Annotated in this window: 7 protein-coding genes and 1 tRNA gene; 5 read left to right on the plus strand and 3 right to left on the minus strand. The window is 73.1% G+C overall.

All coding sequences use genetic code 11. The annotated features are described in order from the left end of the window. Positions 1 to 44: 44 nt before the first annotated feature. The 3 genes from ACFE7H_RS06180 to ACFE7H_RS06190 form a co-directional block, all read right to left on the minus strand. Positions 45 to 785, minus strand: coding sequence for a zinc ribbon domain-containing protein (locus tag ACFE7H_RS06180; protein ID WP_375400336.1), 741 nt, complete (start codon positions 783 to 785; stop codon positions 45 to 47). Continuing rightward, entirely contained in the window at positions 786 to 3353 is a 2568-nt protein-coding gene (locus ACFE7H_RS06185) for a hypothetical protein (protein WP_375400337.1), read from the minus strand. Between the two features lie 76 nt (positions 3354 to 3429). Further along, positions 3430 to 3502, minus strand: a tRNA-Val gene (locus ACFE7H_RS06190). Between the two features lie 74 nt (positions 3503 to 3576). On the opposite strand from ACFE7H_RS06190, the gene cofG reads away from it, so the two are divergent. From cofG to ACFE7H_RS06215, 5 genes are all read left to right on the plus strand, one after another. Further along, positions 3577 to 5952 carry a 7,8-didemethyl-8-hydroxy-5-deazariboflavin synthase CofG gene (cofG, locus tag ACFE7H_RS06195; RefSeq protein WP_375400338.1) on the plus strand — a complete coding sequence of 792 codons (2376 nt, stop codon included), beginning with the start codon at positions 3577 to 3579 and terminating at the stop codon, positions 5950 to 5952. A gap of 13 nt (positions 5953 to 5965) precedes the next feature. After that, positions 5966 to 6730 (plus strand): alpha/beta fold hydrolase, encoded by a 765-nt coding sequence (locus ACFE7H_RS06200; RefSeq protein WP_375400339.1) that lies wholly within the window; start codon positions 5966 to 5968, stop codon positions 6728 to 6730. Next, positions 6727 to 8244 (plus strand): flavin-containing monooxygenase, encoded by a 1518-nt coding sequence (locus ACFE7H_RS06205; protein ID WP_375400340.1) that lies wholly within the window; start codon positions 6727 to 6729, stop codon positions 8242 to 8244. The genes ACFE7H_RS06200 and ACFE7H_RS06205 overlap by 4 nt, the downstream gene beginning before the upstream one ends. A gap of 115 nt (positions 8245 to 8359) precedes the next feature. Further along, positions 8360 to 11158, plus strand: a complete 2799-nt coding sequence (gene aceE, locus ACFE7H_RS06210; protein WP_375400341.1) for a pyruvate dehydrogenase (acetyl-transferring), homodimeric type — start codon at positions 8360 to 8362, stop codon at positions 11156 to 11158. Between the two features lie 12 nt (positions 11159 to 11170). After that, a complete protein-coding gene (locus ACFE7H_RS06215; RefSeq protein ID WP_375400342.1) occupies positions 11171 to 12472 on the plus strand; it encodes a PucR family transcriptional regulator in 1302 nt (433 codons plus the stop codon). Positions 12473 to 12494: the final 22 nt, after the last annotated feature.

A 12494-nucleotide genomic window follows, 5' to 3' on the forward strand; every position in this document is an offset into this window, starting at 1 on the left:
ACGCCGGGACGGATCACCGGCCCGAACCGATCGCGGCAACGCACCTACAGCCCGCTCTCGTCGGTGCGCACCAGGATGCAGCCGCTCTCCGGATCGAGCAGCACCGCATCCGGGGCAGCCGCGCGGATCGCCGCCAGATCGGCGCCGGTCAGCTGCACGTTGCTGCCTCCTGACACTCCGCGCCGCAGCAGTGCGGCACCCACGCCGTACCGGGTGCGCTGCCGGTCGTAGAGCGCTACCAGGTCGGCGGGCAGATCGTCGACGAGCGCCAACCGCTCCGCGGAGACGGTCCGTTCCGCGGCTGCAACAGCGGCGAGTGCGTCGTCGCGCGCGCCCTGCAGCGTCGCGACCCGCGCCTCCGCGGCGGCGAGCCCGCCCTGCGCGGCCGCGAGGGCCGCCTCCGCGTCCTCGACCTGCTGCATGACCGCCAGCTCGGCATCTTCGAGCGTGCCTCGCCGGCGCACCAGGGCTGCGATTTCCTGCTCCAGCCCTTGCGCGTCCTTCGGCGATGCGGTCGTCGCCAACCGCTGCCGATCGCGCTGCAGGCGTTGCTCGACGACCGCCACATCGCTCTCGGTACGGCGCAGCGCCGTCTGCAGGTCGTCCAGGGCGCCCCGCCCGTCGGCGACGACCCGCCGCAGTCGGGTGCGCTCCGCGTCCGCGGCCGCGAGTTCGGCGCCGGACTCCAGCCGGCGCCGCTCGGCGGTGAGGCGACCGAGTTCGGAGTCGAACGCCTGCAGGTCGAGCAGTCGCGCCTGCACATCCGGTGGCGCGGTCGGGCTCACCTACGCCACTGTATCCGCGTCGGCCTCGCGGGCCGGCGGCTCCACCGGCCGGGATCGTCCAACGGATAGGGCTACGAGGCCGGTCAGCGCGCCGAGGATCAGGGCGGCGCCCAGGCCGACGGCCAGAGGCGTGCCCGTCACGCCGAGGGCCGTGAGCAGCGGACCGCGCTCGCTGGCAACGACCAGCCCGTCGACGGCGAGCAGACCGACGATCGTGGCGACCAGCAGCCCGATACCTGCTACCGACCCTGCGGCCGGTCGGGAGCGGACCCGGGGTGCCGTGGCCGCGAATCCGGCGAGGGCCGCGAGCGGGACGAGCACGATCGGCGCGTATCGGCCGACGACCTCGCCGGCGTCCACGCCGGCCGCCACCAGACCGAGCGCCACGGCGACGGAAGCGAGCGCGACGGCGGCGCCGGCCGGTCCCCGCGATCCCGGCACCCGCGCCAGGCCCGCGAGCAGGTCGCCGCCGGTCCGGGCGAGTACGGCCACTCCGGCGGCGACGGCGACCAGCGCAGCCACTCCGACCGGCACGGCCAGCTGTGCAGCCGTGGCGTCGACGATGCCGCCGGCCAGCGTGTCTGCGGGTACGGCTCCTACCGCGCCGGCGGAGGCGATCTGCATGACGGTCACCCAGGTCGCCCCGGCTACGAGGGCGGCGATCACGCCGCCGATCAGGGCCGTCCATCGCGAACCGGTCGACGCGATGCGGGCGAGCGCAGCACCGGGACCGCCGCCGAGCAGCAGCACGACCACGGCGAAGACGGCTGCGGCGACCGCGGCGACCGGCTGCACCTCCGGTGCGCCGCCCGCGCGGATGCCGGCGGAGGAGGTGAGCAGCGCGACGAGCAGCAGTGTGACGACGACGCCGAGGAAGCCGACGATCCCGACCACGACGGTCGCGGCCCGGGAGCGGAACAGTGCGCCGATCAGCCCGAACGTGGTGACGGCCAAGACCGCGATGACCGCTGTGACCCCGCCGGGCAGTGACGGCAGCACACCGGTTCGGGTCACGAATGCCGCTGCCAGCTCGTCGGTCGCGAGCAGCAGCAGCCCGACGGCCAGGATCCGCGTGATCACCAGCAGCACCGCCGCGACCGTCCCGAGCGGCGGACCGAGCAGACCCTGAAGCGCGCGCACGACGCCGCCCGAGGCGATCGCGCGGTTCGCGAGGCGGAGCGACCCCGGCAGGGCGAGGACCGCGCCGATCGCGATGCCGACGGCTGCGGTCACGGGCTGCCCGACGGCGGGGTCGCCGAGAAGGAGTCCGAGCAACAGGATCGGCGCGCTGACGAGCACCGTCGCCCACCCGAGCAGCCCGGCCAGCAGCCCGGAGCGCGACGCGATCCGGTCGGCGTCGACGGGGTCCACAACGGCGACCGCGGCTGCGGCACGAACGTCTGCAGCCGAGTCGACCCGGTCGTCCGTCTCGTCCGGGTCGATCGGTTCGGCGGTGTCGCCTAGTGCCGGCGGGGCTGGTGCCGATGGAAGTGGCGCCGGTCGGACCGATATCGGATCCACTGCTACTGGCGGCGGTGCGATGTCCGGCTCAGGGGCGACCCCGTCCTCGGCAGGCGCGGTCGGCACTCCAGGCGCTGATGGCGCTGAGGACACCGACGGCGGACGGATGTCCGGTCGGACGAGTGACCGCACGGCCGCGTCCCGCGGCTCGGCGGCCGCGGGCTCCTCCGCAGCAGGCTCGGCTTCGGATCCGCCCGCTTGGGACACCACGGGCTGCGTGTCGAGACGTGCCGCAGCGACGGCCGTATCCGCATCGGGAACCGGCGCGGGCGCGGGCACCGGCACCGCGGTCGCGGGTTCGCCGTCCGCCCCTGCGGTCGGCGCGCCGTCGTCGGCGGGCTGGCCGATGCGACGGAGCGTGCGCTCCCACTCCTCGTACAGGCTCGGCGGCACGACGAGCGGCCCGGAGTCGACGAGCGGCACGGGCAGATCCGCCCGCTCCGGCGACAGCTCGGCGCGCAACTGGACGGAGATCGGCTCGGTGGGCGGCGGCTCGCTCGGCGAAGCGGTCCGCGGCCCGCTCTCCGTCGGGTCGCTCTCCGTCGGGCCGCTCTGGGTCCGGCCGCTCTCCGTTGGCCCGCTCTGGGCAGCGTGCGCAGAGCGACGCGATGCGGGAACGAGGGGAGCGCGGTCGGCCGCCGCAGCGATCGGGATGGCCTGCGTCACCTCTGACGGCTCGGCGGCGAAGCGAGGATCGTCCGCCGTGGCACGAATGGAGGGCGCGGAGGGGGCAGGCGGAGCGGAGGGAGCGGGGTCCTGCTCCGGATCCGCCTCCGGTTCCACTTGCGGCCCGTCGGCAGTCTGCCGCGAAGTGGAGCGCTCCGAATCCTGGGGCTCCTCTTCATCCGCGTCGTCGTCGAAGGTGATCGGCCGCAGCCGCGGGTCGTTTCTGGGATCGATCAGGGGCAACGGCGCCGTGGAGGTGTACGACTGGATCTGGGCCGCGATGACCGCCGCGAGCTCGTCGTCGTCATGCAACTCGGCCTCGGGGTCGGCCTGCGACCGGGCGGTCGTGCGCGTCACCGACCCGTCGCCCCCCTGCACCACGGCAGCAGCGTACCCAGCCGATCGCCCGCACCCGCGGAAGCCGCGGGTGGGTTGCGCGCCGAGCCCCGCGCAGGTGTGGGCCCTACCGGGCTCGAACCGATGACATCCACGGTGTAAACGTGGCGCTCTACCAACTGAGCTAAAGGCCCCCGCGCGGCCGCGCCGCCGGCTGGAAGGGTAAGCGTACCCAAGCAGTGTCGCGGGAGTTCGTAGGCTTGCGACGGTGACCACCCTCGCTCCTCCGGCCGTCCTGGCCCGCACGCTCGACCGGATCGACGGGCCGGGCGGCGAGGACGGCCTGCAGCGCGACCTGTCCGTGGCGGAGGCGCAGGCGCTGCTCGGTGCGCAGGGCGAGGCGCTCGACCGACTGCTGGCGGCAGCAGCCCGCCTGCGCGACCTCGGCCTGGCCCGCGCAGGGCGCCCGGGCATCATCACCTATTCGCGCAAGGTCTTCCTGCCCATCACCACCCTGTGCCGCGACCGCTGCCACTACTGCGCCTTCGTCGACACCCCCGGCATGCTGCTGCGCAAGGGCGAGCAGGCGTACATGCGGGCCGAGCAGATCCTGGCCGTCGCCCGGCAGGGCGCGGCGCGCGGCTGCAAGGAGGCGCTGTTCACCCTCGGCGACCGGCCCGAGGAGCGCTGGCCCGTCGCCCGCGCCTGGCTGGACGAGCACGGCTACGCCTCCACCCTGGAGTACGTGCGGGCGATGGCCCTGCTCGTGCGGCAGGAGACCGGCCTGCTGCCGCACCTGAATCCCGGTGTGATGTCCGCGGCCGAGCTGGCCCGGCTGAAGCCCGTCGCGCCGTCGATGGGGATGATGCTGGAGACCACCTCCACTCGCCTCTACACCGAGCGCGGCCAGGTGCACTACGGCTCCCCCGACAAGGACCCCGCCCTGCGGCTGCAGGTCATCGAGGACGCCGGCCGGGCGCGCATCCCCTTCACGACGGGCATCCTGGTCGGCATCGGCGAGAGCCTGACCGAGCGGGCGGAGTCGCTGATCGCCCTGCGCGACAGCCACCGCCGGCACGGGCACGTGCAGGAGGTGATCGTGCAGAACTTCCGCGCCAAGCCGCAGACGCCGATGCAGGAGACGCCGGATGCGGATGCCACCGAGTACCTGGCGGCGATCGCGGTGGCGCGCATCGTGCTGGGGCCCGACATGCGCATTCAGGTACCACCGAACCTGGCCGATCCGGACGAGTTGCAGCACCTGCTGCGCGCGGGCGCCGACGACTGGGGCGGCGTCAGCCCCCTGACCGCCGACCACGTGAACCCGGAGCGGCCCTGGCCGCACCTGGACGACCTGGCCGCCGAGACCGCCGCGGGCGGGTTCGCGCTGCGCGAGCGGCTGACGATCCATCCGCGGTACATCGACGTCCAGGGCGGCTGGCTGGACGCGGCGCTCGCTGCGGACGTGCTCGCGCTGGCCGACCCGGACGACCTGCTCGCGACCCGCGCCGCGCCTCCGGCCCAGGCGCTCGCCCTCACACCGGTCCGGCGCGATCACATCGCCGGCGCTCCGGCCGTGCTGACCGACCCGGTGCGCCGCGCGCTGTCGCACGCCGAGGACCGGCCCGAGGCGGTCGACGACGCCGACGCGGCTGCCCTGCTGACCGCGACGGGCGCCGAGCTCGACGCGCTGGCCGGGATCGCGAACGATCTGCGCCGCTATACCGTCGGCGAGGCGGTCAGCTACGTGGTCAATCGCAACATCGCCTCCTCCGCCTTCCGTGCCGACGCCGCCGTCCGCATCCCGTCGCTGGCCGACCTGGGTGCCATGGTGAACGACGCGTGGGCACTCGGAGCCACGGAGATCTGCATGCAGGGCACGGTGCCGGCCGCCCTGCCCGGCGCCACGTACACCGAGCTCGCCGCCGCCGTGAAGGCGTGCCGCCCCGACATCCACCTGCACGCGTTCCGGCCCGCGGACGTGGCTGACGCGGCCGCCCGCACCGGGCGCTCGGAGCGGGACCAGTTGCTCGCCCTGCGCGACGCCGGTGTCGACACGATGCCCGGTACCGGCGTCAAAGTGCTCGACGAGACGGTGCGGCGGCGGGTCGCGCCCGCCGACCTGCCCGTCGAGGACTGGTTGCGCATCGTGACGACCGCGCACGGAGTCGGGCTGCGCTCCAGCTCCGTGCTGTTCGCCGGGCTCGGCGAGAGCGCCGCACAGCGGGTGACGCACCTGCGCACGCTCGCGGCGCTGCAGGAGCGGACGGGCGGCTTCACGGAGTTCGTGCCGATCCCCGCGGGCCCCGAACTGCTGGTCCCGGGCCGGTCGGCGATCGACGAGTACCGGTCCCTGGTCGCCGTCAGCCGCCTGCTGCTGCACGGCCGCATCGACCACATCCAGGTCGCGTGGACCCGCCTCGGGCTGGCCGGAGCGCCCGCCGCGCTGCAGGCCGGCGCCGACGACCTGGGCGGCACCCTGCTCGACGGCGCCGTGCTGCCCGAAGCGGGCGCCGAGTACGGGGTGCGGATGACGGTCGCGGACGCTCGCCGGATCAGCCGCTCCCTGTCGCGGCAACTGCGCCAGCGCACCACCGTGTACGGCGACCCGGGCGCGGAGCGGCGGGCGGCGGCGAGCGCGTGACCGGCCGAACTCCGTGAGCGGCCTGGCGCTCAGCGCCCACGTCCCCGTCGTGCTCGTGCCGGGGCTGTCTGGAGCGCCGACCGAGGACTTCGCCTTCCTCGCGCCCATGCTCGCGCGGCACCGCCGCGTGCTGCCGGTCGACCTGACCGCGCTCACGAACGCGGATTCCGAATCCACGGATTCGCTTATCGACCCCGCGGCCGCGGAGACCGTGATCGCTGCGACGGCCGAGGAGGCGGGCGAACCGGTCGCCCTGGTGGGGGTCTCCGTGGGCGCCGTACTCGCGATGCGCGTGGCTGCCCGGCGGCCCGAGCTGGTGAGCCAGCTGGTCCTCGTGGCCGGCTGGCTCGCGCCGCCGGTCAAGCTGACGGCGTTCGCGGACACGTGGGCACGGCTGCGCCGAGAGCAGTCCGGCGCCCTGAACGCCGTGTCGGCCGCCGCGCTGACGTCCATCGACGGCTTCGAGCGAGCGCGCGGATTGCCCGGCACTCCGGCCACCGACCGCCTGGTCGCGCTGGCAGCGCGCCTGGGAGCGGCGGGCGCCGAGTCGGTGCGGGCGCCGACGCTGGTGATCGCAGCGGACCACGACGAACTCGCCGGCCCGGCGGAGAGCCGACTGCTGTTCGTAACGATCCCCGATGCGCGGCTCGCGACGGTGCCCACCGGGCACGCAGCGCTCGTGGAGCGGCCGGCGGAGGTGCTGCGGCTCGTCGGCGACTTTCTGGAACGGCCGCACCGGCACCCGGCGACGACCCGCATTCCGGCGATGCGCCCATGAGCGCCGGAACGGACACGATCCTGCCCGTCGAGCACGTCGGCACGGTGATCGTCGGAGCCGGATTCGCGGGCCTCGGGATGGGGATCCGGCTGGCCCGTCGAGGCGAGCGATCGTTCGTGATCCTGGAGCGCGCCGAGCAGGTCGGCGGCACCTGGCGGGACAATCGCTACCCGGGCGTCGCCTGCGACATCCCCGCGCAGTTGTACAGCTACTCCTTCCGGCCGAGCGCGGAGTGGTCCGCATCGTTCGCGCCGGGCGCCGAGATCCAGCAGTACCTGCGCACGGCGGCTGCGGAGGAGGGCCTGGCGGCGCACCTGCGCTTCGGCACCGAGCTGCAGGACGCCGCGTGGGACGCCGATGCCGCTCGCTGGCGGCTGCTGACGAGCGGCGGGCGCCTGACCGCGGACGTGCTGGTACTCGCCTGCGGACGCCTGACCGAGCCGCGCATCCCCGACGTCCCGGGCCTCGCCGACTTCCGTGGCGACGTCTTCCACTCCGCCCGCTGGCGCGACGACGTGCCGCTCGCCGAACGGCGGGTCGCGGTGGTGGGCTCCGGCGCCTCCGCCGTGCAGCTCGTCCCGCACGTCGCGGCCGTCGCGGACCACCTGGTCGTCCTGCAGCGCAGCGCCCCCTACCTGGTACCCCGGGGCACCCGCCCCGTCTCCGCCGCCGAGCGCGCGCTGCTGCGGCGCGACCCCGAGGAGGCGCCGCGCCGGCGGGCCGACCAGTTCTGGCGCCTGGAGGAGGGGTTCGCGTCCCGCACCGGCGACGCCACCGGTCGCGCCGCGGCCCGGGAGGTGGCGCTCGGGCACCTGCGGGCGCAGGTCGCCGACCCGTCCCTACGGACCCGGCTGACGCCCGAGTACGAGATCGGCTGCAAGCGGGTGCTGCTCTCCGACGACTACTACCCGGCGCTGCAGAGTCCGTCGGTCACGCTCGTGCCGAGTGCGATCGCGGCGGTGGACGCGACCGCGGTGACCGCCGCCGACGGTTCCCGCCACGAGGTCGACGTGATCGTGCTCGCCACCGGATTCCGCGCCGCGCATCAGCCGTATGCCCGGTTCGTCCGCGGGATCGACGGTGTCAGCCTGGCCGAGCACTGGCGGGACGGCATGACGTCGTTCGCCTCGACCACGGTGGCAGGCTTCCCGAACCTCTTCGTACTCGACGGGCCGAACGGCGGCCTCGGCCACAACTCCGCGGTCTTCATGATCGAGACGCAGATCGAGTACGTGCTCGCCGCACTGGCCCACCGCGCGGCGGTCGGCTCACCGGTGCTGTCGCTGCGACCCGACGCTGAGGCCGCCTACACCGCGGCGCTCGATTCCTCCGCCGCCGCGACGGTCTGGACCACCGGGGGCTGCACCAGCTGGTACCTGGAGCCCGGCAACGGTCGCCTCACCCTGCTGTGGCCCGACTTCGCACACACGTTCCGCGACCGCTTCGGCGACTTCGATCCCGAACCCTATGAAGCCGCCCGCTCTCCGTGGCCCGCGCCGGTCGCCGTCAGGTAGCGGCGATACCATCCGGATCGTCGCGGCGCGCACAACGCGGCGGCACGATCGTTCCGCCCACAACGCGGCGAACACACGGCTCCGCCCACAGAGCGGAAGAAGGGGATGAGCACCCGTGACGGTTCTCGACCAGTTGTCCTTACCCTCCGACGGCCTCGATCGCGACCCGGATGAGACCTCGGAGTGGGTGGAGTCGCTCGATTCCCTGATCGAGCGGGCGGGTCACGAGCGGGCCCGCGAGATCATGCTCAGCCTGCTCGGCCGCTCCCACGAGCAGCACCTCGGCATCCCCATGCTGCCGACCACCGACTATGTCAACACCATCGCCCCCGAGGACGAGCCCGAGTTCCCCGGCGATGAGGACCTGGAGCGCCGCTACCGCGCCTGGATCCGCTGGAACGCCGCCATCACGGTGCATCGCGCCCAACGGCCGGGCATCGCCGTCGGTGGCCACATCTCCACCTACGCCTCCTCCGCCGCGCTCTACGAGGTGGGCTACAACCACTTCTTCCGCGGTCCCGACGCCCCCGGCGGCGGCGACCAGGTGTTCTTCCAGGGTCATGCCTCGCCCGGCATGTACGCCCGCGCGTTCCTCGAGGGCCGGCTGTCCACCGACCAGCTGGACGGCTTCCGGCAGGAGAAGTCCCACGCCGGCGGCGGGCTCTCCTCCTACCCGCACCCGCGGCTGATGCCCGAGTTCTGGCAGTTCCCCACGGTGTCGATGGGTCTCGGCCCGATCAACGCCATCTACCAGGCGCAGCTGGCGAAATACCTGACCAACCGCGGCATCAAGGACGCGTCGGCCGGCCGGGTGTGGGCGTTCCTGGGCGACGGCGAGATGGACGAGGTCGAGAGCCGCGGGCAGTTGCAGATCGCCGCCAACGACGGCCTCGACAACCTGACGTTCGTCATCAACTGCAACCTGCAGCGGCTGGACGGCCCGGTGCGCGGCAACGGCAAGATCATCCAGGAGCTGGAGGCGTTCTTCCGCGGTGCCGGATGGAACGTCATCAAGGTCGTGTGGGGCCGCGAGTGGGACGACCTGCTCGACCGCGACGTGGACGGCGCCCTGCTGCGCCTGATGAACACGACGCCGGACGGCGACTTCCAGACCTACAAGGCGGAGTCGGGGGCCTACGTGCGCGAGCACTTCTTCGGCCGCGACCCGCAGGCGCTCGAACTGGTCAAGGACTACACCGACGCGCAGATCTGGAACCTGAAGCGGGGCGGCCACGACTACCGCAAGGTGTACGCGGCCTACAAGGCGGCCACCGAGCACACCGGCCAGCCCACCGTCATCCTGGCCAAGACCATCAAGGGCTACGGGCTCGGCCCGAACTTCGCGGGGCGGAACGCGACGCACCAGATGAAGAAGCTGACTCTGGACAACCTGAAGCAGTTCCGCGACGAGCTGCGCATCCCCATCACCGACGCGCAGCTGGAGGAGAACCCCTACCTGCCGCCGTATTACCACCCGGGTCAGGACGACCCGGCCATCCGGTACCTGCAGGACCGCCGCGCGAAGCTGGGCGGGTACGTGCCCCAGCGGCGCACCGCGCACGCCGAGTTGACCCTGCCCGAGGCGAAGACCTACGACGTCGTCAAGAAGGGCTCGGGCACCCAGTCGGTCGCCACGACGATGGCGTTCGTCCGCCTGCTGAAGGATCTGGTGCGGGCCAAGGGCTTCGGCGCCCGGGTCGTGCCGATCATCCCCGACGAGGCGCGCACGTTCGGCATCGACGCGTTCTTCCCCACGGCGAAGATCTACAACCCCAAGGGGCAGCACTACACCTCCGTCGACCGCGAACTGTTGCTTGCGTACAAGGAGAGCCCGCAGGGCCAGATCCTGCACGTGGGCATCAACGAGGCGGGCGGGCTGGCAGCATTCACCGCGACGGGTACGTCGTACGCCACGCACGGTGAACCCCTGATCCCGGTCTACGTCTTCTATTCGATGTTCGGCTTCCAGCGCACCGGCGATGCGCTCTGGGCCGCCGGCGACCAGATGGCCCGCGGCTTCCTGATCGGCGCCACCGCCGGCCGCACGACGTTGACCGGCGAGGGCCTGCAGCACGCGGACGGCCACTCCCTGGTGCTGTCCGAGACCAACCCGGCGGTCGTCTCCTACGACCCGGCGTACGGCTACGAGATCGGCCACATCGTCCGCAGCGGCATCGAGCGGATGTACGGCGGCGCCAAGGGCGCCGACGACCATGGGCAGGGCGGCGGCGCCAAGGGCGCCGACGACCATGGGCAGGGCGGCGGCGGCGACCTTGATCCGAACGTCATGTACTACATCACCGTCTACAACGAGCCGATGCCGCAGCCGGCGGAGCCGCAGGACGTGGACGTGGACGGCATCGTCCGCGGCATGCACCTGATCGCTCCGGCGCAGCACGACGGCCCGCGCGCGCAGTTGCTGGCATCCGGGGTCGGCGTGCCGTGGGTGCTCGAAGCGCAGCGGCTGCTGCAGGACGACTGGGGCGTCGCGGCCGACGTGTGGAGCGTCACCTCGTGGGCGGAACTGCGCCGCGACGGGATGACGGCCGAGCGGGACTCGTTCCTGCATCCCGAGCACGGCCGGCGCACGCCGTACGTGACCGAGCGGCTGAACTCGACTGAGGGGCCGATCGTGGCCGTCTCCGACTTCTCGCGGGCCGTGCCGGACCAGATCCGCGCGTACGTGCCGCGCACCTACGCGACGCTGGGCGCCGACGACTTCGGCTTCTCCGACACCCGGGCCGCCGCGCGGCGCTACTTCGCGATCGACGGACCGTCGGTGGTGGTGCGCACCCTGCAGTTGCTGGCCGACCAGGGTTCGGTCGACCACGACGCGCCGCAGCAGGCGATCGAGCGGTACCGTCTGCACGACGTCAGTGCCGGCAGTTCGGGTTCCGCCGGCGGGGAGAGCTGAGCAGCCGTCCCGGTGGCCAGGACCAAGGAGCAGACGCTCGCCTGGCTGCGCACGATCGCCGGTGAACTCGCGACCGCGACGCTGCAGCGGCTGGACGAGACGCTCAGCTGGTACGGCGAGATGCCGCCGGGTAGGCGCAGCGCGGTGGGGCTGGTCGCGCAGGCGGGCATCCGGTCGTTCATCAGCTGGTACGACGATCCGCGTTCCACGCCGTGGATCGCCTCCGACGTCTTCGGCACCGCGCCGAGGGAGTTGCTGCGGTCGGTCAGTCTGACGCAGACGCTGCAACTCATCCGGGTGACGGTCGAGGTCGTGGAGGAGCGGGTGTCGAGCGGCACCGGCGACTCGCTGCGTGAGCCGATCCTGCTGTACTCCCGCGAGATCGCGTTCGCCGCCGCGGACGTGTACGCGCGGGCGGCGGAGGCGCGGGGCCTCTGGGATGCGCGCCTGGAAGCCCTGGTGGTCGACTCGATCCTGACCGGCGAGGCCGACGACCAGCTGCCGAGCCGCATCGCGGCGCTCGGCTGGCACGGGCACGGCGAGGTGGCGGTGCTCGTCGGGACGACCCCGCCGATGCTCGACGTAGACCAGTTGCGCCGCACCGCACGCCACCTGGCCGCGGACGTGCTGATCGGCGTGCAGGGCAACCGCCTGGTGTTGGTCATCGGCCGTGCCGGTGACGGAAATGGGCGGGGTATCGGCCGTGCCGATGACGGAAATGGGCGGGGTATCGGTCGTGCCGATGACGGAAGTCAGCCCAGTATCGGTCGTGCGGGCCCGTCGCGGGAGGACGAGGGCGGGGAGCGCACCGAGCCGGCGTCGTTCCTGGAGATCGCGCGGCACCTGGAGGGCGGTTTCGGCGAGGGTCATGTCGTGCTCGGGCACGCGGTACCCGACCTGGTGGAGGCGTCGCGCAGTGCCCGCGCCGCGCTGGCCGGCTTCGCGGTCGTGCGGGCCTGGCGGCGGGCGCCACGACCGGTGCTCGCAGACGACCTGCTGCCCGAGCGGGCCTTTGCCGGCGACCCGCTCGCTCGGACGACGCTGATCGAGCGCGTCTACAGGCCGTTGCGCGACCATCCGGGCGAGCTGCTCGGCACGCTGTGGACGTACCTGGACAACGGACGCTCGCTGGAGGCGACCGCCCGCGAGTTGTTCATCCATCCGAATACGGTGCGATATCGCCTGAAGCGCATCTCGGAGTTGATCGGCCGCGACGTGACCGCCACCCGCGAGGCCCTGGTGCTGCATGCCGCGCTGATCCTGGGCGTGGTGGGCGAGCCGCCGACCCTGCGCCGCCGCTCCGCTCGCCCCTGACCGAGCGGGCGGGAGCGAGCGG

Source organism: uncultured Amnibacterium sp. (assembly GCF_964250715.1).
GTDB lineage: Bacteria > Actinomycetota > Actinomycetes > Actinomycetales > Microbacteriaceae > Amnibacterium.